At 55.8% G+C, this 22,553-nt stretch carries 20 protein-coding genes and 1 pseudogene; 13 read left to right on the top strand and 8 right to left on the bottom strand.

What is annotated here, in order from left to right; genetic code table 11:
- Nucleotides 1-259: 259 nt before the first annotated feature.
- The 3 genes and pseudogenes from bcp (at nucleotide 260) to VF639_RS03485 (ending at nucleotide 3,071) form a co-directional block, all read left to right on the top strand.
- Nucleotides 260-709 (top strand): thioredoxin-dependent thiol peroxidase, encoded by a 450-nt coding sequence (gene bcp, locus VF639_RS03495; RefSeq protein WP_331144494.1) that lies wholly within the window; start codon nucleotides 260-262, stop codon nucleotides 707-709.
- Between the two features lie 268 nt (nucleotides 710-977).
- Nucleotides 978-1,527, top strand: a pseudogene (locus VF639_RS03490) (1-deoxy-D-xylulose-5-phosphate synthase N-terminal domain-containing protein); the annotation flags it as partial.
- 170 nt (nucleotides 1,528-1,697) lie between these two features.
- Nucleotides 1,698-3,071: a vWA domain-containing protein gene (locus tag VF639_RS03485; protein WP_331144493.1), complete on the top strand. Its 1,374-nt coding sequence runs from the start codon at nucleotides 1,698-1,700 to the stop codon at nucleotides 3,069-3,071.
- A 210-nt stretch (nucleotides 3,072-3,281) separates the two neighbouring features.
- Here the strand turns inward: VF639_RS03485 and VF639_RS03480 are convergent, their stop codons facing one another.
- The 3 genes from VF639_RS03480 to VF639_RS03470 all read right to left on the bottom strand — a co-directional run bounded on the left by VF639_RS03480 (nucleotide 3,282) and on the right by VF639_RS03470 (nucleotide 7,092).
- Nucleotides 3,282-3,824 carry a hypothetical protein gene (locus VF639_RS03480; protein ID WP_331144492.1) on the bottom strand — a complete coding sequence of 181 codons (543 nt, stop codon included), beginning with the start codon at nucleotides 3,822-3,824 and terminating at the stop codon, nucleotides 3,282-3,284.
- Between the two features lie 202 nt (nucleotides 3,825-4,026).
- Nucleotides 4,027-4,680: a zinc ribbon domain-containing protein gene (locus VF639_RS03475; RefSeq protein WP_331144491.1), complete on the bottom strand. Its 654-nt coding sequence runs from the start codon at nucleotides 4,678-4,680 to the stop codon at nucleotides 4,027-4,029.
- 96 nt (nucleotides 4,681-4,776) lie between these two features.
- On the bottom strand, nucleotides 4,777-7,092 hold the full coding sequence (locus VF639_RS03470; RefSeq protein WP_331144490.1) for a DUF5060 domain-containing protein: 2,316 nt from the start codon (nucleotides 7,090-7,092) through the stop codon (nucleotides 4,777-4,779).
- A 163-nt stretch (nucleotides 7,093-7,255) separates the two neighbouring features.
- Between VF639_RS03470 and VF639_RS03465 the strand changes: the two genes are divergently transcribed.
- On the top strand, nucleotides 7,256-7,990 hold the full coding sequence (locus VF639_RS03465) for a DUF481 domain-containing protein (RefSeq protein WP_331144489.1): 735 nt from the start codon (nucleotides 7,256-7,258) through the stop codon (nucleotides 7,988-7,990).
- A 36-nt stretch (nucleotides 7,991-8,026) separates the two neighbouring features.
- Here the strand turns inward: VF639_RS03465 and VF639_RS03460 are convergent, their stop codons facing one another.
- Entirely contained in the window at nucleotides 8,027-8,533 is a 507-nt protein-coding gene (locus tag VF639_RS03460) for a DUF2628 domain-containing protein (protein WP_331144488.1), read from the bottom strand.
- A gap of 165 nt (nucleotides 8,534-8,698) precedes the next feature.
- Between VF639_RS03460 and VF639_RS03455 the strand changes: the two genes are divergently transcribed.
- From VF639_RS03455 to VF639_RS03440, 4 genes are all read left to right on the top strand, one after another.
- Complete coding sequence (locus tag VF639_RS03455; RefSeq protein ID WP_331144487.1) at nucleotides 8,699-9,253, top strand: RNA polymerase sigma factor; 555 nt, start codon at nucleotides 8,699-8,701, stop codon at nucleotides 9,251-9,253.
- Between the two features lie 142 nt (nucleotides 9,254-9,395).
- The gene (locus VF639_RS03450; protein ID WP_331144486.1) at nucleotides 9,396-9,851 is read left to right on the top strand and encodes a hypothetical protein; all 456 of its coding nucleotides are present in this window, start codon (nucleotides 9,396-9,398) and stop codon (nucleotides 9,849-9,851) included.
- A gap of 35 nt (nucleotides 9,852-9,886) precedes the next feature.
- On the top strand, nucleotides 9,887-10,360 hold the full coding sequence (locus VF639_RS03445) for a hypothetical protein (protein ID WP_331144485.1): 474 nt from the start codon (nucleotides 9,887-9,889) through the stop codon (nucleotides 10,358-10,360).
- 99 nt (nucleotides 10,361-10,459) lie between these two features.
- Nucleotides 10,460-11,653, top strand: coding sequence for an aspartate aminotransferase family protein (locus VF639_RS03440; RefSeq protein ID WP_331144484.1), 1,194 nt, complete (start codon nucleotides 10,460-10,462; stop codon nucleotides 11,651-11,653).
- Nucleotides 11,654-11,747: 94 nt separating this feature from the next.
- On the opposite strand, the gene VF639_RS03435 is transcribed toward VF639_RS03440, so the two are convergent.
- Nucleotides 11,748-12,185 carry a tellurite resistance TerB family protein gene (locus VF639_RS03435; RefSeq protein WP_331144483.1) on the bottom strand — a complete coding sequence of 146 codons (438 nt, stop codon included), beginning with the start codon at nucleotides 12,183-12,185 and terminating at the stop codon, nucleotides 11,748-11,750.
- A 267-nt stretch (nucleotides 12,186-12,452) separates the two neighbouring features.
- Here VF639_RS03435 and pfkA point away from each other — a divergent pair, with 267 nt between their 5' ends.
- Both pfkA and VF639_RS03425 read left to right on the top strand, forming a co-directional pair.
- Complete coding sequence (pfkA, locus tag VF639_RS03430) at nucleotides 12,453-13,424, top strand: 6-phosphofructokinase (protein WP_331144502.1); 972 nt, start codon at nucleotides 12,453-12,455, stop codon at nucleotides 13,422-13,424.
- A gap of 104 nt (nucleotides 13,425-13,528) precedes the next feature.
- Entirely contained in the window at nucleotides 13,529-14,152 is a 624-nt protein-coding gene (locus tag VF639_RS03425) for a hypothetical protein (protein ID WP_331144482.1), read from the top strand.
- A gap of 56 nt (nucleotides 14,153-14,208) precedes the next feature.
- On the opposite strand, the gene miaA is transcribed toward VF639_RS03425, so the two are convergent.
- Together miaA and VF639_RS03415 are read right to left on the bottom strand one after the other, a co-directional pair.
- The gene (miaA, locus tag VF639_RS03420; RefSeq protein ID WP_331144481.1) at nucleotides 14,209-15,132 is read right to left on the bottom strand and encodes a tRNA (adenosine(37)-N6)-dimethylallyltransferase MiaA; all 924 of its coding nucleotides are present in this window, start codon (nucleotides 15,130-15,132) and stop codon (nucleotides 14,209-14,211) included.
- Between the two features lie 39 nt (nucleotides 15,133-15,171).
- Nucleotides 15,172-16,293, bottom strand: coding sequence for a glycosyltransferase (locus VF639_RS03415; protein ID WP_331144480.1), 1,122 nt, complete (start codon nucleotides 16,291-16,293; stop codon nucleotides 15,172-15,174).
- A gap of 139 nt (nucleotides 16,294-16,432) precedes the next feature.
- Between VF639_RS03415 and VF639_RS03410 the strand changes: the two genes are divergently transcribed.
- The 3 genes from VF639_RS03410 (at nucleotide 16,433) to VF639_RS03400 (ending at nucleotide 21,789) form a co-directional block, all read left to right on the top strand.
- Nucleotides 16,433-20,485, top strand: a complete 4,053-nt coding sequence (locus tag VF639_RS03410) for a PAS domain S-box protein (protein WP_331144479.1) — start codon at nucleotides 16,433-16,435, stop codon at nucleotides 20,483-20,485.
- A 64-nt stretch (nucleotides 20,486-20,549) separates the two neighbouring features.
- Nucleotides 20,550-20,927, top strand: coding sequence for a response regulator (locus VF639_RS03405; RefSeq protein WP_331144478.1), 378 nt, complete (start codon nucleotides 20,550-20,552; stop codon nucleotides 20,925-20,927).
- A 94-nt stretch (nucleotides 20,928-21,021) separates the two neighbouring features.
- On the top strand, nucleotides 21,022-21,789 hold the full coding sequence (locus tag VF639_RS03400) for an MBL fold metallo-hydrolase (RefSeq protein ID WP_331144477.1): 768 nt from the start codon (nucleotides 21,022-21,024) through the stop codon (nucleotides 21,787-21,789).
- Nucleotides 21,790-21,895: 106 nt separating this feature from the next.
- On the opposite strand, the gene VF639_RS03395 is transcribed toward VF639_RS03400, so the two are convergent.
- Nucleotides 21,896-22,366 (bottom strand): hypothetical protein, encoded by a 471-nt coding sequence (locus VF639_RS03395; RefSeq protein WP_331144476.1) that lies wholly within the window; start codon nucleotides 22,364-22,366, stop codon nucleotides 21,896-21,898.
- Nucleotides 22,367-22,553: the final 187 nt, after the last annotated feature.

Raw genomic sequence — 22,553 nt, 5'->3', positions numbered from 1 at the left:
GGCGGTGGGCAGTCGCGCCGCGCCATGTGGAGCCGTTATTTAAGTCGGTAAACTGCCCTTCGCCTCCGGAAAAGTGGTGCGCTCTGGTGAGCCTGTGGCTTGCTGCTGTAGCCGTCTGACACCTCTCTCCCAGCAGATGGCGCGCATCATGCGAGAGGCCGGGATAGCCCTATTTCGGCAGCCTCACCCGGCCAACTTTACTTGCCAGAGTGCCCGTGTTTCCGCGCTACTGCTACATTTGCCGAAATACTTGTCTCCTATGTCACTTCCTCAAGCCGGCGACCTCGCCCCCGATTTCACTGCCCAAGACCAGAACGGCACCACCCACCGCCTCGCCGATTACAAAGGCCGCCGGGTTGCGCTCTACTTCTATCCCAAAGACGACACCTCCGGCTGCACCGCCCAGGCCTGCGACCTGCGCGACAACTACCAAAGCCTTCAGGCGGCGGGCATTCAGGTACTCGGCGTGAGCATCGACAGCGAGAAGTCGCACCAGAAATTTGCGGCGAAGTATGAGCTGCCCTTCCCGCTGCTAGTTGATGAAGACAAGAAGCTAGTGCAGGACTACGGCGTATGGCAGGAAAAATCGATGTACGGCCGCAAGTACATGGGCACCATGCGCTACACCTTCCTGCTTGATGCGGAAGGCAAAATCGAGAAGGTAATTACCAAAGTCGACACCAAGAACCACGCGGCGCAACTGCTGTAGCCAACTTTGTTGGTTTTTGGTTTTTAGTTATTGGTTTTTGGCTGCTTGTCAGACTGTTAATAAGGTGCCAGCCAAGGACAGCCAAAAACCAATAATTAAAAACCAACCACAAACCATCCTCTAACCGCTGTACTTATGTCGCAGGACACGGCTTTTGCTTCTTCCGAAACTCACACTTCCGAAGTCACCAAGTCGGTGGCGGAGCTAAAACAGACTGCCTCCCAAGTCCGGCGCGACATTTTGCGCATGGTGCACGCCGTCAATTCCCAACTCTCGGCTGCAAGGCCACCCGGCCACCCACGAGCACCTGCCCGGCATCCGGGTGGCGTCCGGCTCGTTGGGTCAGGGTCTGAGCGTAGCCATTGGCGCCGCCCAAGCCAAAAAGCTTAACAGTGACGACCGCACCGTGTTCGTGCTCATGGGCGACGGGGAGCTGGAAGAAGGCCAAGTGTGGGAAGCCGCCACGTACGCCCCGCACCACAAAGTCGACAACCTAGTTGCCTTTGTGGACCGCAACAGCCAGCAAATCGACGGCCCCACCGACAAAATCGGGGACCTTGCGCGCCGAGTTTGAAGCCTTCAACTGGCGCGTCCTCGGAACCGACGGTAACGTCCTCGAAAAACTCCTGCCTACGCTTGAAGAAGCTAAGTCCTTGCTCGGCCAGGGCCAGCCCATTATGGTGCTGATGGATACGCAGATGGGCTTTGGCGTAGACTTCATGATGGGCTCGCACAAATAGCACGGCGTGGCGCCCGACGACGAGCACTTGGAAAAGGCCTTGCAGCAACTCAGCGTAGAGCAGGCATCCGATTATTAATCACTGATTTAGAACAGTAAGACGGTTTCGTTTTATACAAAGCTTGATTGGTTGTGCGTTGCACTATAAAGTTGTTTCCTACTAATGAGCGGTTTGGTGAGCGGCCTGTTGGGAAGATGGTTTGACGTTAGGTTGTATCAATGCGGCGGTTAGCTATTCTTCTGTGCTGGATGGTGTGGCTGGCTAGCGGGGCCGGCACGAGTCTGCGCGCGCAGAACGCGCCGCCCGAAAAGCCACGGGTTACGCGCATCTTGTTTCTGCTGGATGCTTCGGGCTCGATGCTAGCCCCGTGGGAAGGCCGTCCGCGCATGGACGTTGCCAAGAGCTTGCTTGCCAAGATGGTGGATTCGCTCAACGCCTATCCTAACCTGGAGCTAGCCTTGCGGGCCTATGGGCACTTGCACGACAAGTCGGAAAACAACTGCGAAGACTCCAAGCTGGAAGTGCCCTTTGCGGCCAAAAACGCGGCGGCCATTAAAGCGCGCCTCAAATTCATCGAGCCCAAGGGCAATACGCCCATCACCTACTCCCTGCTCCAGTCGGCCGGCGACTTCCCCACCGACCAAACGGCGCGCAACGTGCTTATTCTCATCACCGACGGGCTGGAATCGTGCAAGGGCGACCCGTGCGCCACGTCGTTGGCCTTGCAGCGCAAGCGGATTTTGCTTAAGCCCTTCGTTATCGGAATTGGAGCGGAAAAAGAGTTTGGCAAGCAGCTCGAATGCCTAGGCAATTACTATAACGCGGCCGACGTGAAAACCTTCCGCACCATCCTCAACGACGTGGTAACGCAGACGCTGGCCAAAACCACTGTGGCCATCAACCTCACCGACGAAGCCGGCAAGCCCGTGGAGTCGAACGTGAACATGACCTTCGTCAACAACGTCACGGAGCAGCCCGAATACAACTACATCCACTACCGCGACGCCCAAGGCAAGCCCGACGTTCTCGACATCGACGCCTTGCAGAGCTACGACCTCATTATCAACACGGTACCGCCCGTAGGCCAGCAAAACCTACCCATCAAGCCCGGCAAGGCCAACGTGCTAACCTACAAGACGCCCCAAGGTACGCTTTGGCTTCAGAGCCCCAACATGATAGGCAACCCCTACGGTACCGTGCAGGCGGTGGTGCGGCAGGCCGGCAAAGACAACACCTTGCTGGCGCTACCCTTCGGGGCGCGGCAGAAGCTGCTGGCCGGCAACTACGAAGTGGAGCTGCTGACTTTGCCCCGCCAGCTGCGCCGCATCACCATCAAGCAAGGTCAGGAAACAGCCATTACGTACACGGCCCCCGGCACCCTCAACATCACCTCCGACCTGAAAGGCTATGGCAGCATCTACCGCCTCAACGACGACGAGTCGCAGACCTGGATTTACAACCTCTCAGATGGGAGCAGCAGCAAAGTAAACGTGCCCATGCAACCAGGCGCCTACCGCCTGGTGTTCCGCACCAAAACCGCCATTGGCAGCAAGTTCACCGACGTGCGCAATTTCACCATCCGCCCCGGCCAGACCACGTCGGTGAGCATATTTGGGAAATGATAAACGAGTATAAGATTCTCGCCTCAATACCTGGATAAAGTTTTCATACTTGACGCTGTCAATACTACTGCACAGTAGTAGCTAACCTGCTTGCAGCGGTTAATAAACTGCTGCTCATAAAACCTCGATAATGAAACATGGCGAGTGGGTTGGTGTATTGACGTCGTGCAGCTTACGCTGCGGGCAGCGGTGAGTAGTTGCCTGCTTCTGCTACTGACGAAGGTTAGCTAGTCGTTCCTCTAGCAGGACGTCCAGGCTTTGCCAGTAGGGTCGGTTGTCAAAGGTGTAATCCTGGTAACAAGCCAGGAACACTCGGGTTTCCTGTTCCACCTCCGGCATTGTCTCTGGAACGCTGGCAATGGCACGGTCGTAGTCGGCGGCTAGGCCATAGATCCAGCCTACTTCCATATCGGACCTAACCAGCGTCCGCAGCCGGTAGAGCGACTTAATCAACTGGCTCAGGGGCCACTTATCAGTGATAAGTTTTTGGTATAACCAGCCCAAGCCAGGTCGCACCGAGAAGGACGCTTCCGGAAACGAGCTTTTCAAATACGCCGGCACTCCCGGCTTGTTGGTGTGCAAGACGCGGTAAAACTGCAAAAAGAAGTTGTTGGGAGACGCTTCGCGCAGCATTACTTCGTCCACCCACTCGCTCACATCGGCCAGTGTGAACACCTCTAGTTGCAAGCCTAAGCGAGTATAGAAAACGGCTTCCTCGATTGGCAATCCCTGAAATTCGCTGTCCAGATGCATGGCTACGTTCTTCCTCAGGAAAAGAGGTATCAGGTAGTCATACGCAAATTTGCCGCGCCAGTAGGTAGCCGCTTACATTGCTTTTCTAGGGCCAAAGACTACTGTTGAACTTAGCCTACCAGCTTCTCGGCATTGCAAGAAACGAACGTGGGACTGTACAATGCTCTGCCGCCAGTTTTCCCTTGAGCCGGACAGGCCGCGACTATTGCTTGGTGCCGCAGTCGGCGCAAAACCGCTGATCTGCTTTCATGGCTGCGCCACAGTCTACGCAGAACTTTTCCTTGGTTTGGGCGCTAGTGGCGTTGGCAGTACCGCACTGAGGACAGAACTTCTGGCCGGGGTTGAGCTTGGCGTTGCAGCTTTGGCACAACACAATGCCGCCGCGGTTCAGGAAGTCCAGCTCTTTGGTGTAGTCCTGGGCGCGGGTTTTGGTGTAAATCTGCTCGCGGCTGGCCAGGGCCTGCTGAGCGGCTAGCTCCTCGTGCTCGTCGGGGGCGCAATCTTCGCAGAGACCGGCTTTGGAGTTCCAGCAAACATCGGGGCACACCCAATGGCCGCAGCGGGTGCACTGCTTGAAATGCTGCTTGCCTTCGAGCACTGCCTTTTCTATGGCCTCGTCGTGCGCTTTGCCCCCAATGGCGCGCTGCACATGATACGCCGCGTTGCCGGCCTCATGAAACATGCCCCCAAACAAACTACCCGCTGCGTTGAGCAAGCTCCCCGCAATACCGACTGCATTCGGCTGAAAGCGCGACATATGCCCATTGCGGCATTTGTCGCAATAGAATTTGAATTGGAATCCTTTGTCCGTTGACAAGTCGTCGTGGTTGGCGACGAACTGAATCATATTGCTCATAGTGGAAAGCAGGAAGGCTGATTAGTCCTCAAATGTACTATATCTACATATTCATTTCTATGAGCTTAAGCAGAGTTGGAAGTACAAGAATGAGCTTTACTTCTTGATCGGCGCTTTCGGAACTGTTTTTACTGGCCCTTTGGGTGCGGTTTTTACTGGCGCTTTCCGCACGGGGGGTTTGGGAGTGGTCTTCGCTGGCGCTTTGGGCAGACTCTTCACGGCGGCTTTCGGCGCTACGGTTGGCTCGGGCAGCCAGGTTGCTTTAAACCCGTAGTCGGGGGCGTAGGGCGGCGTGCCGAGGGGACGAAGGGGTGGCACGGTGAAAGTGAGCTTGCCATCAGCGGCTTGCACTTCGCTGGTGAACTGCGCAATGATTCCGCCCTGCTCGTCTTTGCCATCACGATTAAGATCGTAGAACGGGTAGGTACTGAAAAACTCCAGCCGGTAACGGCCAGGGCGCTCCACGTTCAGAATGGTGACTTGTTTCCCAACCAAGGCCGGAATACTATCGGGCGTGGTGGGCTGGTTGTCGTTGAGCGTGGCGCAGATAGCATTCGTCATAGAGCCCGCGAAGTGCGGCAGCTTGTACCAGTAGTTGTTGCGATTGTGCACCCACCCTACCACCCGCGCCGGGCTGCGGAGCGCAAACACCTCCAGAGCTGCATCCGAAGTAGTGGCCCCGGAAGGCAGAAACTTCGGATTTTCGCTGTCTTCCTTACCAATAGCCCACACCGGAATACAGTTTCCGGGAGTGGTAGGTGAATGCACGACGTCTTTGGGCCCGGTAATGCCAGGGCACGGGCTGGCTACTGGCTTGTAGTCTTCGGTGAAGATGGGGCAATTAGTTAAAAACCGTTGCAGAGGCCGCAGGTAGTGGTATTGGCCTCCGTAGCAGAGGCCAAATACCTGGTTGGCCCACCAATACAAAGCCGCCCCGCCCGAACCGTTGAAGGCAGATGACCACAGGGTGTTGTGCAGTTCGTTGAGGTCATGGAAAAGAACTCCGCGCGGATAGCGTTTCGCCGTGAAGCTGGAAGTACCTAGCCAGCAGTTGTTTTCCTGTGCCGCCCCGAACTCCCCTAGCTGGTAGGGCTTGCCCGGAAACAAGCTCGCCGCCCGTTGGGCCATAAAAGCCCGCTGATGCTCCACGTTCAGATCGGTGCTGTAGTAATGGTCCTGCACGAAATCAACCTGTGGCGACGAATAGAGGGCTACCGCGGTATCGCGCGGGTAAAAGCTGCTAAAGGCAAAACCCGTGTTGGTGGTGTAGAGATGCTGCGGCGCCAGGGAGCGGGCGTAGCCTAACATTTCGTCGGTCCACTGGCGCACGTTGCGCGGGTTTTGGATGTCCCAATAGTTGTCGTACGGAGCCGGCGAGCGGTAGCCATCCACCTCGTTCATTAGCTCAGTGGCAAAAAGGGCCGTCGAGTATCCCCAACGGGCCATAATGTAGCGAATGCGCTGCCGCAGTAACTGCCGGCAAAGGGAGTCGGTGAAGAAGCGGGACGGGGTGCTGTTGGGCGGCAGCAGCGAGTAGTACGGGTGCCGGCGCCAGTTATGGCCGAACTCATCAATATCTACCAGTTCGTCGGGGGTCATCAGGGCGACTTGCAGGTACACGCGGCGGCGACCCGCATATTCCAGAATTTCATCGAAATCATAGGCCCGATTCTGGCGGGCGTCGTAGCGGCCGGCGGGGTCGCCGGGGCCTTCTATCCCAAATAAAGCGGGCGTCATAAAAACGCGCGCAAAGTTGCCGCCGCTGTCGGCAATACGCGTGATACCCACTTGTGCGTCGCGGTAGGGCAAGCGGGTGTAGGGGCCGTCGATCCAGTTGTTGGTTACGTTCATGCCGAGCGGGAAAAACACGCGGCCGTTGGCAAAAGCAAAGTTGCGGCCGTTGCGGTGCCGGCCCACATAGCCCGGATCGGCGGAGGCTGCTACGTTAACGTACGTGCGCGGCCCGAACACCGTAGAATCGTTGTGGTTGACCACGATACGGTAGCTCCAGCGGCCTACCGTGGGCGGCGCGAACCGGATGCGCCAGGGCAGGCGGGTCGCCACCGGCGTGAGGTACTTGGGGTCCTCGGGGCAGGAAGAGCAGTACAAACAGGTATCGGTGGCACTGGCCCGCGGGAAGGGCGCACAAGTGGTACAGCGCTTGAAATCTTGGTACCAGAAACCCGGCACCTGGTACACGCTATCCTGCGGGGAAATAAACTCGGCCCACACCGTTATTTCCTTTGGATCGTAAGGATTGCCAACCGGGGCCGTAGCCAAGGTTAGCCCTAGTTCTAGCTTTTGGAAGCGCACGGGCGGAGCCGTACTTACTTGCCGAAACTCCCGTATCCGCAAGGCCCAGGCCGACGGCCCCACCAGCATTCCCAAAAGCAAAACAAACAAAAAACGCATGTAGCAATAAGTGGTATCAACTTACAAGCAACGAAGAAATCCAGCACACTAGCTATACTGCCTAGCAATCAACATGATGCTTTTGCCAGCCGTTACGCTGTTTTGCTTTCAAAGCCAGACCTTTCCGCCTTTATAAAGACTTGCACTGGCTTCTAATTTTTGAATGACCTCATTGTTTTCCTTGTCTGGCTTAGTGTTGCTCCTGCTGTTGGGTTTGGTACCCGCCCAGGCTCAACGTCCCGACACCACGATTATTCGGTATGCGGGGCAGCTCACCGGCCAATACACCTCCGGGGGCGTAAACCGTACGCTGCTCGCCACCACGCACTCCGTCACAGTTCTGCGCGGCCAGCACTTCGGAGCGCCCGTGATTGGCAGCTTCACCTACGGTAAGCAGGACCGGCAACTGAAAGAGCGGGAATTTCTGTTCAACGCCACGCCCTACTACCGGCTCAGCCACTTCCGCGCCTACGGCATCGGCGGCTACGAGCGGAGTAATTTGCGCGGCATCGACCACCGCATTCAGCTAGGCTTCGGGCCGGGGTGGGCCTTCTATACCGACTCGCTGGGACGTGAAGTATCGGTGAGCAACCTGTTTATTCGAGAGGCCACTTACTTTCAGGATAACAGTCAGCGCATTGTCTCCCGCAGTTCCTTACGGGTGAAGCTGGCCTACACCCGCGGGGTTTTCACGTTGAACTCTACCACATTCTATCAGCCCAACCTAGCAGGCTTCGGCGACTACCGCGTCAATCAACTTTCCACCCTGGCTTTGCGCTTTACGGCCCGCTTTGCCATTACGGCCAGCTACATCTACACCTTCGAAAGCCGCGTGCTGGAAGGGCGGCCTACCGACAACACCAACGTGACGGTAGGCGTGGCGTTTAGTACGCCGTGAGTGGCGACGTCTTCCCTGTTGGCGTGATTTACACGCCTATTCAGGACCCGCTCCACCCAACCACACATACAGGCCTACCACCCCTCCTACCACTAAGATAAAAGCGGGTAGTACCCATAGGCTGGTACCACCGGCGCGTTGCAGAGCAACAAGCATTTCTTCTCTCGGCAAGTTTCGGCGCAATACCTTACGCATCTTCCGCTCGGCATCCCACAAATACGCTGTATTGCCAAACAGCCCAAATAGGGAGGCGTAGATAATGGAAGCCAGAACATCAGCGGCTTGTTCCCGGGGCTTACCCGTTACCGCTTCCTCTAGAAGACTCTCCACGAAAACTACTAGTATAAATAGGGAGACAACCAGGTACATACGCCGGTAGGCAAGCCAGAAGAGCCCAAGAAAAAACGCTGCGAAACTGAAATGGATAAACTTTCCCTGCTGCCGGAGCTGCCACAGTTGCAGGTAGTATTCCGAGTTGCGACCAAAGAAAACCCAGGCGTATTCATCCTGTATTTCGGTGTTGGCAGTAATGGTGTTGTCCATAATAGGCGTTAAATGAATAGATAGAAATTTAAAAGTAGATAGAACTATCCGAGGAAACCACCCTACTGCTCCCTGAGCTTTCTTTTTCTTGTATAGTCATTAAACCCTGCCATACTCGCAGGCCTCTAACCCATCAACTACGCCGCTCTAACCTACCTTTCCTGCTTGGAAGACCAAGATATCCTTGCCAAGTTCGCTGACCCGGCCGCGCGCAATGTGGCGTTCAACCAACTGGTGCGCAAATACCAGACGAAAGTGTACTGGCACATTCGCAAGATGGTCGTCGACCACGACGATGCCGACGACCTGACGCAGGATGTGTTTGTGAAAGTATGGAAGCACCTAGAGAATTTTCGACAGGATGCCTCCCTCTACACCTGGATTTACCGCATTGCCACCAATGAATGCCTGAGCTTCCTGGCCAGCAAGCGGCGCAAGTTCTTTCTGCCCCTCAACGACGTGGGCGCCGAACTAGCGGCCAAAATAGAAGCCGACCCCAGCCTGGCCGGCGATGATATTGAACTGCGCCTGCAAAAAGCCATTCTCAAGCTACCCGACAAACAACGCCTTGTCTTCAATTTGCGCTACTACGACGAAATGCCCTACGAACAGATGGCCGAAGTAACCGGAACCAGCGTGGGAGCTCTAAAAGCTTCTTACCACCATGCCGCCAAGAAAATAGAACAGTACATGACCCAAACATTGATTACCACGGATTAATCGTGCTTTCGTGCTTTAAACTTAACACTCCACCGGCCCCTTTCCCGAGTGAAAGAACCAGTTGAATCAGCGCAAGCCCGACTAATCAGTGAAAATCAGTGATTGATTTAAACCTTGAGGCTTTTTCGACCTCTAACGCATTATGAAAACTCCTTTTCGTCTGGATGATCACCCCCGCCGGCCGCAGCCGTTGGCTCCGCCGCCGGACGGCTACTTCGAGCGCCTGCCCATGCAGGTAATGCAACGGGTACAGCCAGCGTCGGCCAATACCAGTTGGGCGGGCCTGCATTGGCTGACGGCCTTACCGGCACCGCTGCGCACGGCTTTGGCTGCTGGCGTCGTGCTGAGCGGCTTTGTTGGCTCGTTTCTTTTAAGCGAAAACTCCGCTACTCCCACTGCTACCTCTAACCACCTGGCCGCCGTGCCGCGCACCGAAATGGTGGAGTATCTGCTGGCCAGTGAGCAACCCCTAACCCTCACCGATTTGGCCGAATTGCCCGTTACCGAGCAGGCGCTTCCCGAAACGCGTTTGCAGGTATCGCCCGACGAGCTACAAGAAGTACTCGACGCACAACCGACCGAAGACACCTATTTATAAGCTGCATTTTGTCACTAATTCACTTTACTAACTCCATGAAACTCCTGTTCCGCAGCTTGCTCCTGCTTTGTTTGCTGGCAACCTTACCCGCTGTGGCTCAGCAAGGTTCGGAGGGTCGGCAAGCCCGCATGAGCCAGCTCGAAAACGCCAAAATTGCGTATATCACCGAGAAGGTTTCATTGACTCCCGACCAGGCCCAGCGCTTCTGGCCGGTGTACAACGAGTATTCGGCCAAGCGCCGGGAGCTGTATCGTAGCATGCGCAAACTCCGCATCGACGACCAGAATCCGCCGTCAGACGCCCAAATCAAAGAAAACCTGACCAAGGGCTTGGCTTTGCGTCAGCAGGAAGTAGACTTGGAGAAAGACTACTTCAACAAGTTTCAGAAGGTTATTACCATCCGGCAGGTGGGCCAGCTGTTTCAGGCGGAACGCCAGTTCACCAAGGAGGTGCTGCGGCGGGTAGCCGACCGGCCCGGCAGACCGCCTGGCACTGGCGCCGTCAATTAAAAAGATAAAAAAGGCTGCTTCGGCAGCCTTTTTTGTTGGCAGGTAGCACCGAGCGGCCCGCAAATCTGTTGCGTGCTACGGCTACCCTACCTTTGCTTCATGCTTACACCTCGCCAGCTTTTCCTACGCCACCAAGCCCAAACCTCTGACTTTCCTTTGCTGCTCGAAATCGAGCAGGCCGAAGGGGTGTACATGTACGGCCCCGAAGGCCAGCGCTACCTTGATCTGATTTCCGGCATTGGCGTCAGCAACGTAGGCCACCGGCACCCGCGCGTCATCGAGGCCATCAAAGACCAGCTCGATAAATACCTGCACCTCATGGTCTACGGCGAAGTGGTGCAGGCCCCGCCCGCCCGGCTGGCCCATGCCCTGCACGAAACCCTGCCCGTCCATCTCGACAGTGTTTACTTCACCAACTCGGGCACCGAGGCCATCGAAGGGGCGCTCAAGCTAGCCAAACGCCACACCGGGCGCACTGGCCTGGTATCCTGTTTCAACGCCTACCACGGTTCCACCCACGGCGCCCTCAGCATCACTGGCTCCGAGGGATTCAAGAACAGCTACCGCCCCCTGCTGCCCGATGTGTGCCATATCCGCTACAACCAGCTCGACGATCTGCGCCTGATCAACGAGCACACGGCGGCCGTCGTTATCGAAACGGTGCAGGGCGAAGCGGGGGTGCGGGTGCCGGCGCCGGGCTACCTGCCGGCACTGCGCCAGCGCTGCACTGAAGTAGGCGCGCTGCTGATCCTCGACGAAATTCAATGCGGCTTCGGACGCACCGGCACTTTCTGGGCCTTCGAGCAGTTCAACGTGACGCCCGACATTCTGGTGTGCGCCAAGGGTATGGGTGGGGGAATGCCCATCGGGGCTTTTATCTCTTCGCAGGCGGTTATGGCGGGGTTCAAAACCAATCCTATTCTCGGGCACTGCACCACTTTTGGCGGCCATCCGGTGTCGTGCGCGGCCTCGCTGGCGACCTTGCGTGTAATTCAGGAAGAAAACTTATTGGAAGAAGTAGCCGAAAAAGCTGCCCGTTTCCGGCGGCAATTAGTGCACCCCGCTATTCGGGCCGTGCGCGGGTGCGGGCTGCTGATGGCGGTGGAATTCGATTCGTTCGAGGAACTCAAGCCCATCATCGACCGGGCGCTGTGGCACGAAGGCATTCTAACCGACTGGTTTTTGTTTTGCGATAATTCCCTGCGGCTAGCTCCACCCCTCATCATCACCGACGACGAAATTGACGAGGCTTGCGCCGCTTTGCTTCGGGCCGTGCAGTTTGTTTGTGGGTAAAAAGCACCTAACAGAACCAGGCCGCCCTAGCCAGCCTCTGTTAAAGAGATTGACCAGGGCGGCCTGTTCGGGTGTTATTGCCGACCGTTAAAACTTATCCGCACACGTTTTTTAGAAACGCTTGTGTGTCAGTTTTCACAACTTCACGGTCCATTCCATCTTTTACGCCTTGCGAGATTTTTTTGACCAGCAAGCCCACAACATCTTTGCGGAAGCCTAGCTTTTCGGCCATAATTGTGCAAAAGTCCATTTCACTATCGTCGACGATGCCGTCGGCCAGCATCATGTCTACCATGTCAAATATCTGGTCGAAGCGCTCCGAATCGTTGTCGGGTACTACCAGCCGGTTCATGTTGCTGTTGGCTACAATCGAGCGGATTTGGTCGGTCCGCATGCCGTTTCGCTTGCCTACGGTCACGATGAAGCTCATTTCTCGTTCATCAAGATGACCATCCGCTTTGGCCAGCGCCGCCAGGTTTTGGATGTGACTTTTCACTTTCCGAGTCTGCTCATTTTCAAAAAAACCGAACATAAGGGGGGGACTATATGAGGGAACGGGGAAGAAAGAACGAGAGTCACCTATGACCGTAGTGAGTGGTAAGTTACTCGACCAAGCGCTGGTTTCCAATAAGGCGCTTACGCAAGTAAAAACAAAATAGTCGTATTGAAGCTAGGAAATTTAACAGAGGCATTTTAGAAACCGGGCGGCCATTTGCTAACGATTTACCACCTTTGCCCGTTCCGTGCGTCTGGTTTCCTTTGGTTTCCACCAGACGCTTTCTGAAGCATAAGAGTTATGATGAAACGCATCGCAGTTTTCACCAGTGGCGGCGACTCGCCAGGTATGAACGCCTGCATCCGCGCCGTAGTACGTACGGCTGTGTACCACGGCATTGAAGTGTACGGTATCATGCGCGGTTACAGCGGCATGATCAAGGGGGAATTTGTCCGGCTAGATTCGGCCTCCGTGTCCAATACCATCCAAAAGGGTGGTACCATTCTTAAATCGGCGCGCAGCCAAAAATTCCTAACCAAGGAAGGCCGACAACAGGCTTTCGACCAGCTAGTTAACAACGGTATCGAGGGCTTGATAGCCATTGGCGGCAACGGCACGTTCACGGGCGCCACCATCTTCGAGCAGGAGTTCGGCATTCCTACTGTGGGGGCGCCCGGCACCATCGACAACGACCTCTTTGGCACCGATTATACCATCGGCTACGACACGGCCGTAAACACTGCCCTCGAAGCTATCGACAAAATCCGCGACACGGCCGACTCACACGACCGGTGCTTTTTCGTGGAGGTAATGGGCCGCGACTCCGGTTACATTGCCATTCCATGCGCCATTGGCGGCGGGGCCGAAATCGTGATGGTTCCGGAAACCCAAATGTCAACGGATTCGGTGATTGACACGCTGCAAGTAAGCTGGCAGCGCTCAAAAACTTCGTTTATTGTAATAGTGGCCGAGGGCGAGGTTGAGGGCAATGCGCAGATAGTGGCGCAGCGCGTGAAAGAAGCCATTCCGCAGCTCGATACCCGCGTAACGGTTATCGGCCATATTCAGCGCGGCGGCTCCCCTTCCGCCGCCGACCGAATGCTGGCTTCTCAGATCGGCATTGCCGCCGTCGAGGGTTTATTGAACGGAATGCGCAACGTAATGGCGGGCATCGTGAACCGCCAACTGGTTTACACCCCGTTCATCGATACCATTCATAAGAAGAAGCTTATCAACCAGAGCTTTATGCGCATGGTAGAAATTCTAAGCGTTTAACCTTTTTCTGAAATAAAAAAGGGGCGTCAACCAACCTTCAGGTTAGTCGGCGCCCCTTTCGTGTATACCAGCATAATGCTTTTTCTTATTCTACTCTTAACTGTATGAGGCATTTTTTACCTTCCTTATCCCTCACTTTATTGTTGGCGGCTCCTGCTTTGCTCGCGCAGGCCCAATCAACACCCGAAGCTGCTACGCACCGCCCGGCGCTGTTGCGCCTGGGGTTAGGCAGCTGCCTGAATGGCTCCGGTGACTACAGCGTGGTGAAATTATCGGGGGAATACGCGCCCCAATTCGGCCGGCACCTACGCCTAGGCTCCCGGCTGGCCATTATCAGTGGCTCACGAAATTATGATTTTGGCTATGGCTACGTCGTTCCAGAATCATACAGAGCCGTGAATCTGGAACAGGAAGTATACTGGCTGCCATTTGGGGTGAACAAAGCAGTTGAATTTGGTGTGGGCGTGGGGGCCTTCGGCGGGTACAGCAGTCAGAGAGGCGTTAAAAGTGGTGGACTCAGGCGGAATGAAACTACTGGCAACCTGGAGCTAGACTACAGACCGCTACATGAGCGTGGACTTAACGGAGGCTACATTGCCTCACTGAACATCGATGTGGCCATTGATCAGGCACGAAACTGGCGAGTGGGCGGCAAACTCTCTCTGCAAAACGACACTCAGGCCAATATCCTGCCCGGTGCCCAATTTCAATTTAGCCGCGCCTGGTGAAGCGGGGAGTTTGATGTTCTGATTGCGCGAACTGTGTCGTTTGATCCTCCAACTCACTAACTCACCATCACCCACTGGTACTGCGGGTCGCGGCGCAGCCAGGTTAGCTGGCGCTTGGCATAGCGGCGCGTGTTGCGCTTGAGTAGGCGCACGGTTTCGGGCCAGTCGTGCAGGCCATCGAGAAAATCGAAGATTTCCTGATAGCCTACTGTTTGCAAAGCATTGTGGTGGCGGTAAGGCAGTAGCGCCTGTACTTCTTGCAGCAAGCCAGCCGCCAGCATCTGGTCCACGCGCTGGTCGATGCGCTGATAGAGTTGCTCCCGCTCCCGTGTGAGGGCCAGCTTGATGGTGCGGAAAGGCCGCTCAGGGGTGGCACGGCCAGCAGAATGGAAGCTGGAAAACGGCTGCCCGGTGGCACGGCACACTTCCACCGCTCGCAAAATCCGCTGCGGATTCTGCCGGTCGATGCGGCCGTACGCCACGGGGTCCAGACGAGCCAGTTCCGCTACCAGTGGCTCCAGGCCGTGCGTTGCCAGTTCTTCTTGCAACTGCACGCGCAAGGCCGGGTCGGTGGTAGGTAGTTCGTCGAAACCGTTGGTAACGGCTTGTAGGTAGAGCCCTGAGCCGCCCGTGAGCAGCACCACGCGGTGCTGCCGGAAAAGCTGGTCGAGCAGCGTCAGGCAGTCCTCCTCGTAGCGGCCGGCGTTGTAGTCTTCGGTAATGCTGTGCGAATCAATAAAGTGGTGCGGCACGCCCTGCATTTCCTCGGGAGTAGGCTTGGCCGTACCGATGCTTGTCTCCCGGAAAAACTGCCGCGAATCAGCGGATACCACTTCCGTACCGAAATGCTGCGCCAGCAACACACAAAGCGCCGTCTTGCCTACGGCGGTCGGGCCAGCTACTACCACCAGAGTAGGCCGATCGGGTTGCGCAGTTAAATCGGCCTCCAGGGAAGTTATCAGTTCGGAAAGTATACTCATGATAGCAAAGAAAGTAAGGTCCTGGCGCGTGCAACAAGGCTAGAATTTGCGGCCAACCAAGTCAGCATACAGCGCCAACAAATGCTGTTCCTCGTGCTGCCAGCTCAACTCCCGCCGGGCCCGGCGGCAATTTTCAGCTAACTGCTGATAGCGCGCCGGGTTGTCGCGCAGCAAGTAATTGAGAGTGGCTGCCAGAGTAGCCGGCTTCAGATCGGGCACGATTTCAGCCACGTCGTACTGGTCATTGAGGGCACGGTACTCCGGAAAATCCACGACCACTTGCGGGGTGCCGGCGTGCAGATAATCGAAGAACTTGTTGGCCAAGGAGTAGTAGTAGCTCAGGCCCTGGTTTTCCAGTAGCATCACGCCCACTGCCGCATTCTGCGTCACTTCGCGCAGCGCATCGGGCAGCACAAAGCCCCGAAACTCCACCTGCCTACTAGCCAGCAGCCCCAGCGCTGCCGCCCGCGCCCGCAAACTTTCCGATAAGTCGCCTTCTCCGCAGATTACCAGCCGGCCGGCCACCTGTGGCATGGCTTCCAGCAGCGCCTCTAGTCCTCGCCCGGCGTTCAATGCGCCCTGGTACAGGATGTATCCCGCGGCAGTCGGCGGAGTTGGCGGCAAAACGGCTTCTGTTAGCCGGCTGATGTTGCGAACCACCTCTACCGGCCGCTGGTATCGTTCCTCGAATACTCGCGCCAGCGCGGGTCCTACGGTGTAAGCTAGGTCAGCACGAGGCACAATAAACTGCTCCACCCACCGCCACACCCGCTGCACCGTCGGCCGCGCTACCACCTCCGGCACCTCCGTAAACAACTCATGAGCATCATACACAAAGGGCTGCCCCCCTAGCTGTGCCCGCAGCCAGACCGGCAAGGCCGTGTCCAGGTCGATGGCGCACCACACGGCGGCGCGGCGCGGCAGCAGATACAACAGCAAGCGCAAATTATACTCGAGGTAAAACAACTTGCCCCGCTGAAACCAACACCGTAAGCGGTGCTGTTGGTAAGGCTGCAACACAAGTGGCCGTGAGTTGCTCCACTCTCTGCCAACCAACCATACTTCGTATCCAGCTTCAGCCAGACTGCCGCAAATGCGCTGCATTCGCTGATCATAATTAAGATCAGTGGTAACGGTAAAGTACAGGCGGGGAGCAATCATAGAGTATATAGCAAAATTTCCCGATGATATCACTAGGTAGAATCGCGGAGGTTCGGGATATTTTCTTCAAATTTAGGGGTTAAACCCGGCCCCCGCAGGAGTTTCGTGTTTGCTCCTGTTTTAGCCCTTCTTCACCCTGATGCCTCATTCTGCTGCTCCGACGTCCACTAATGCCGTGGCCATGCCGACAGACTTCTACCGTGCCCTGTTTGAAGATGCCTATGATGCCCAGTTGCTTTACAACGAGCAGGGCAACTTAGTTGACTGCAACAAAGCCGCTTTGCATCTGCTTGGTATCAGCCGCACCGACTTGCAGACCAATGGCCTGATGGCCCTAACCGTATCGACTACCACCAACGGGCAGTGGCACACCGAAGCCACGTTGCGCGAAGCCGTCCGGTATACCGCCCGCACGGGTAAAGAAGCGTCGCGGCCCTGGCAAGCGCGCCGTCCTAACCAACGGACTTTATCGGCGCAGCTCACCCTGCGCCGGCTGGCTTTACCCAACGGCCAAGTGCGTGTGCTACTGGCATTGCGCGAGACTTCGCCGGCCGGCCGGCCGGCCGAAACCGAGGTGCGGCAACTCGTGCTCGACCGCACCCAAGAGCAGCTACGCGACCTGCTTTCGCGCACTACGCTCAGCTATGTGCTCATCGACCGGGAGGGGTTTGTGGAGGATGCCAACGACTTCTTTCTGGAGTTCACGGGCTATACCCGCGAGGAAATAATGGGGCAGCCTTACCACAAAACGTTCTCGCCCCCGGCCGAGCGTGATTTGCGGCTTCAGTCCTACCTGACTTGTATTCGCGAAGAGCGGTTGCAGGATTTCTATGAACGCTCGCTGCTCACCAAGAACGGCCAGACGCGCATGGTGCACTGGCACGCCGAGTTTTCCCACGACGCAGCCGACAACATCACCGGCATTTTCGTGGTTGGCCGCGACTTCACGGAGCGTCATGTGGCGGCCCGCGCCCTCACCGACAACCGCAACCGCCTCCAGGATTTCCTCGACAACGCCCACGACCTTATTCAGAACCTGAGCATCGACAACCGGCTCTTGTTTGTCAATAAGGCGTGGAAGGAAAAGCTTGGCTACAGCGACGAAGACCTGCCCAACCTCAGTCTTTCGGATGTGGTGCACCCCTACTACAAGGCCAAGCTACTGTATCAGCTGCGCAACCTGTACAAGGGCGAGAAAGTCAATAAGCTGGAAACGGTATTTCTAACCAAAACCGGCAAGCCCGTTCACCTGATTGGCTCTATTTCCTGCTCTTGGCAAGACAACGAGCCGGTAAGCACACGCGCTATTCTGCACGACATCACCGACCGCATCAAGGCCGAGCGCTTGCAGAAGGTGTACTACAGCATTGCCAACCTGGCCATTAGCTCGAAAGACTTGCACTCGCTCTACGGGGCCATCCACCGGGAGCTAAGCAAGATCATCGAAACCAACAACTTCTACATTGCCCTCTGCGACGAGGCCCGGACGCAGCTGCAGTTTGCTTACTTCGTCGACCAGAATACGCCAGGAGAAGTAGGCGCTGTGTCGCGGCCTTTCTCGTCGGGGATGTCGGAATATATTATCCGGACGGGGCGGCCGCAGTACATGCTGCGCCACGAGCTGGAAGAGCTTATCAGCAGTGGCACCATTACGGCTTACGGCCTGATACCCGAGGTTATGCTTTGCTCGCCGCTGAGCATAGGGGAGCGGATTATTGGGGTAATTGCGGTGCAGGACTACCACAAGGCCGATGCCTATGCGCCTACCGACCTGGAAATTCTGCACTTTATTTCCAACCAGGTAGCCCTGGCCATTGAGCGCAAGCGCAACGAGGTCCAGATTCAGAAGCAGAATGCGCGCCTGAACGCCATTTTCGAAAGCGGCTCGCACTTGATGTGGTCCGTGGATACGCACTCCCGCCTCACGTCGTTCAACCGCAATTACGCTGCTTACTTCCTGCGGCGCAACGGCGTGTACCCGGCTCCAAACGTGAATCTGTTCCAGGCCGATCTGGCCATGATGGAGGAGGATGCACGCGAGCTATTCGTGGAAAATTACCGGAAGGCGTTTCAGGGGCAGCCCCAGCGCTTCGAGGTACGCCTGCAAGACGCTCGCGGCACCGACTCGTGGCGTGAAATCTTCCTCAACCCGATTTACCTCGACGACGGCTCGTTCGAGGAAATATCGGGTATTGCCCACGACATTACCGACAAGAAACGCTCGCAGCTGGAATTAGCCGCGCAGGAAGAGAAGTTCCGCGCCATCTTCGAGTCGTTCCAGGACGTGTACTACCGCACCGACGAAAATGGTGTGTTAACCCTGGTCAGTCCCTCGGTGTTGAAAACACTAGGTTACACGTCGGAAGAAGTGATAGGCACTCCTATTTCTGACTATTATATCAACTCAGAAGAGCGCGACAGGCTGCTACGATTGATTCAAGTTCAAGGAGAAGCGCCTAACTTCCCCATTGAAATGCGCCATAAGCAAGGTCACAGTGTGAGCATGCTGGTGAAAGCCCGCTTGGTAGCCGATAGCATGACCGGCACCGAGGGCATTGCGCGCGATATCACCGAGTTCAACCAGATGCAGGTGGAACTGCGGCGAGCCAAGGAAGAAGCCGAATCGGCGTTGGAAGCCAAGACGCTGTTCCTGGCCAATATGAGCCACGAGCTGCGCACGCCGATGAACGGTATCATTGGTATGATTGACTTGCTGCACCAAACCGTCAGCAGCGAGGAGCAGGAAGAGTACGTTGATACGCTACGCAAATCCAGCGACGCGCTGCTGGCCATTCTCAACGATATTCTGGACCTCTCCAAGATTCAGGCCGGCAAGCTGCAACTCAACGAGGAGGGCATGGATTTGCACTACACGTTGGAGAAGATCCACTCGCTGTTTGCCAACCGGGCCCAGCAGAAACGCCTTCTGTTCTCGTATCATATTGCGCCCAACACGCCGCGCTTTATCGTGAGCGACGAAACGCGCCTCCTGCAGATACTAAGCAACCTCACTTCCAACGCCATTAAGTTCACGGCGCAGGGCACGGTGAGCATCATTGTATCCACGGATCGGCGGGAAGATGATATGTATAAGCTGCGCATCGCGGTGCAGGACTCCGGCATTGGCATTTCCACAGAGAATGCCAAGCTGCTGTTCACCAATTTCACGCAGCTAGATACGACGCCCACCAAGGCCTTTGGTGGCACTGGCTTGGGTTTGGCCATCAGCAAGCAACTAGCAGAGCTATTGGGCGGCGATATTGGAGTGCTTTCCAATGAAGGCGATGGTAGCACCTTCTGGTTTACCCTGCGCTGCCGCGCCGCTCATAACGAAGACGAAATTGTGCAGGAGCGGCTGGCGTCGCGCGAACGGGCTCCCGATATCACCCGCTTCGACACGGCGCCGCGCGTACTGCTCGTCGACGACAACCCTATTAACTTGAAAGTAGCCATTCGCTTGCTCGACAAGCTAGGCTGCGAAGTGGCCGTGGCCGATAACGGGTTCGAAGCCATCAGCAAGGCTACAGCACCAGGCGCTGAGTTCGACTTGGTGTTCATGGACATTCAGATGCCGGAAATGGACGGCGTCGCGGCCATGCAGGAAATCCGGCGTCGCCTAGGCGCGGCTTGCCCGCCCGTGGTGGCCATGACGGCGTATTCGATGAAAGAAGACGCCGAGCGGTTTGTGCGCGAAGGCATGGACGACTACGTTTCCAAGCCGGTGAAAAGCCAGGACCTGCACTCGGTGCTGCGGCGTTGGGTAACGGCCGGGCCCGCCATGCTACGCCCTGGCGCTGCAACACCCGCAGTTGCCGAAGTGGAAGCGGCTCCGGCCGCGGAAGTGGAAGCGCCCTTTATTGATCCGGATGTGATAGAACAGCTCCGGCAACTAGGCGGCGCCGAATTTGCGGCGCAGTTGTACCAGGACTTTGAGGTGGAAGTCACGCAACTGCTCGACGAAGCTCAAGTGCTGGTGGAGAGTGGGCAGTACGAACAGATTTTACCACATTTGCACCAATTAAAGGGAACTGGCTTTACTTTAGGCCTGACTTTGCTAGCCGAGTGCGCCAAAGAGATAGAGCACAACCTGAAAAAAGGCGACCAAAGCAACGTGAAGCAGGATTTTCAAAAATTAATGAATTACTTCACGCAATTTAAAGCAGTATATCCTGGCGTAACGAGTGACTTATAAGCACCCGGAACCGTCTTTTTACTTTTTCAACCCGAACTCCTACATCAATACTTTCTCCCTCCCCATGAGCGACGCGAAAACAATACTGATTGCCGAAGACAGCTCCGTCATTCTAAACCTGACCAAAAAAATTCTTGAGCTGCAGAAATACCGCATTGTGTCGGCCAAAAACGGGGGCGAAGTTCTCAAGCAAATGGAAAGCCAGCCTATCGACTGCGTGCTGATGGACATCAACATCCCGGTGAAGGACGGTATGGAATGCACCCGTGAAATCCGGGCGCACCAAGACGAGCGGATTTCTAAAATTCCAATTATTGCCATCACCGGCAACGCCAATAACTACTCTATGGAGCAGTTCCGCGAGGCCGGCGTAACCGATTATCTACCTAAACCCCTCGATTTTGATGCACTAGTACGCGTAGTAAAGCAGTACGTCGGATAAAGAATTGAATGGCTCAATTGTTAGATGGTTGGTTGTTCTGATAATTCGTAGAACGACCAACCAGTTAATAATTGAGCCATTCAACAATTAACCAATGCAAATAACCTTTCTCGGCACGGGCACGTCGCAGGGCGTGCCCGTGATTGGGTGCCACTGTGCGGTATGCCGCTCCCTAGACTACCGCGACAAGCGGTTGCGGGTATCGGTACACCTGGAAACGCAGGGCAAGAGCATTATCATCGATTCGGGGCCCGATTTCAGGCAGCAGGTATTGCGTGAGCGGGTCGACCGGTTGGATGCGTTGGTGTTCACGCACGAGCACAAAGACCACACGGCCGGTATGGACGACATCCGGGCCTACAATTTCAAGCAGCGGCAGGATATGCCTGTGTATGCCGAGCCCCGGGTCCTCGACCAGCTCCGGCGCGAATACGCCTATATCTTCGCCGAAAACAAGTATCCGGGAGTACCGCAGGTGCAAACCATTCCCATTCTTGATGACAACGGCTCCTTCGATGTGCAGGGCGTGAGCTTCCACCCTATTCGGGCGTTGCATTACAAGCTGCCGGTACTAGGTTTCCGGGTTGGCAATTTCACGTACGTAACCGATGCCAACTACTTGGAGCCGGAGTCGTTGGAGCGAATGCGGGGCTCGGAAATTATTGTGCTAAACGCTTTGCGCCACGAGCCACACATTTCGCACTTCTCTCTAAGCGAGGCTATAGCTGTTCTCGAAGACTTGGCTCCCCGCCGGGCCTATCTTACGCACATCAGCCATCTGCTAGGTAAGCACCGCGAAGTGGAAGCTACACTGCCCGACTTCGTTCGACTGGCCTATGATGGCTTGCGGGTGGAGGTGTAAACACCGGAACCCCTTCCTACGAACGACTAGAAGCCTATCATGATAAAGAACAAACTTTTTACTAAGCTTACTGTCTATCATGGTGGACTACTGCTTTGGCAGGAAGCTACTTGTTAGTAGGCTCAGTGATACGTAGCTTCACTGAAATATCTTCCTTTCCGGGGTTATCGCAGCCGGCCTTCACATTATACATTATGTAGTAGAATACATAACGTTTGCCATTGGCTCGTACGCTGGTCGTGTCCATCCAATCAGGATAATTGGTTGTTCTTCCAGGCATCAAAAATTTTACTTGCTGCGTTTGCCCTCCCCTATCAGTCACACCTAGGGTAGGATTTGCAAAATCGGCCAAAATGCAATAGGCATTTTTAGGACAAAATGTATAGTCTAATTCCTCTACTGCCACTGTTAGCTCCGGCTGGCTTGAGGAAGGCAATGATGCCTGCTGCCGGTAGTTCAGGCTGAAATTCTGGTCGAAAGCAGAAGTGATGGCGATGGGCGTCACGTCCTCATCGTCGGCTTTGGAACAGGCGGCTAAGCTTAACCCAATTGCGGTTGCGAGTAGGTATTTTTTCATGCTGCGTAGATGCTTGTAAAGGGGTTTACAGTAGGCCTTTATTTATTAGAGCTTATACCGATTAGCGGGTTACGGTCTGTTTTTGGGTAAGCAGCAGGTTGTGCAAGCCGCAACACAGCAGCATCACCGTATCGCGGATTTCTGCTACGCGGCCGCGAAACACGTCGCGCACCACGCGCCAGCGTTT

This window comes from Hymenobacter sp. (assembly GCF_036387835.1).
In the GTDB taxonomy this organism is placed as follows: Bacteria; Bacteroidota; Bacteroidia; order Cytophagales; family Hymenobacteraceae; genus Hymenobacter.
This window is presented reverse-complemented; position numbering and strand designations above follow the sequence as displayed.

Coding starts and splice junctions, on each gene's coding strand:
- bcp (WP_331144494.1), top strand. CDS start 260: ATGTCACTTCCTCAAGCCGGCGACCTCGCCCCCGATTTCACTGCCCAA.
- VF639_RS03485 (WP_331144493.1), top strand. CDS start 1,698: ATGGTGTGGCTGGCTAGCGGGGCCGGCACGAGTCTGCGCGCGCAGAAC.
- VF639_RS03480 (WP_331144492.1), bottom strand. CDS start 3,824: ATGCATCTGGACAGCGAATTTCAGGGATTGCCAATCGAGGAAGCCGTT.
- VF639_RS03475 (WP_331144491.1), bottom strand. CDS start 4,680: ATGAGCAATATGATTCAGTTCGTCGCCAACCACGACGACTTGTCAACG.
- VF639_RS03470 (WP_331144490.1), bottom strand. CDS start 7,092: ATGCGTTTTTTGTTTGTTTTGCTTTTGGGAATGCTGGTGGGGCCGTCG.
- VF639_RS03465 (WP_331144489.1), top strand. CDS start 7,256: ATGACCTCATTGTTTTCCTTGTCTGGCTTAGTGTTGCTCCTGCTGTTG.
- VF639_RS03460 (WP_331144488.1), bottom strand. CDS start 8,533: ATGGACAACACCATTACTGCCAACACCGAAATACAGGATGAATACGCC.
- VF639_RS03450 (WP_331144486.1), top strand. CDS start 9,396: ATGAAAACTCCTTTTCGTCTGGATGATCACCCCCGCCGGCCGCAGCCG.
- VF639_RS03445 (WP_331144485.1), top strand. CDS start 9,887: ATGAAACTCCTGTTCCGCAGCTTGCTCCTGCTTTGTTTGCTGGCAACC.
- VF639_RS03440 (WP_331144484.1), top strand. CDS start 10,460: ATGCTTACACCTCGCCAGCTTTTCCTACGCCACCAAGCCCAAACCTCT.
- VF639_RS03435 (WP_331144483.1), bottom strand. CDS start 12,185: ATGTTCGGTTTTTTTGAAAATGAGCAGACTCGGAAAGTGAAAAGTCAC.
- pfkA (WP_331144502.1), top strand. CDS start 12,453: ATGAAACGCATCGCAGTTTTCACCAGTGGCGGCGACTCGCCAGGTATG.
- VF639_RS03425 (WP_331144482.1), top strand. CDS start 13,529: ATGAGGCATTTTTTACCTTCCTTATCCCTCACTTTATTGTTGGCGGCT.
- miaA (WP_331144481.1), bottom strand. CDS start 15,132: ATGAGTATACTTTCCGAACTGATAACTTCCCTGGAGGCCGATTTAACT.
- VF639_RS03415 (WP_331144480.1), bottom strand. CDS start 16,293: ATGATTGCTCCCCGCCTGTACTTTACCGTTACCACTGATCTTAATTAT.
- VF639_RS03410 (WP_331144479.1), top strand. CDS start 16,433: ATGCCTCATTCTGCTGCTCCGACGTCCACTAATGCCGTGGCCATGCCG.
- VF639_RS03405 (WP_331144478.1), top strand. CDS start 20,550: ATGAGCGACGCGAAAACAATACTGATTGCCGAAGACAGCTCCGTCATT.
- VF639_RS03400 (WP_331144477.1), top strand. CDS start 21,022: ATGCAAATAACCTTTCTCGGCACGGGCACGTCGCAGGGCGTGCCCGTG.
- VF639_RS03395 (WP_331144476.1), bottom strand. CDS start 22,366: ATGAAAAAATACCTACTCGCAACCGCAATTGGGTTAAGCTTAGCCGCC.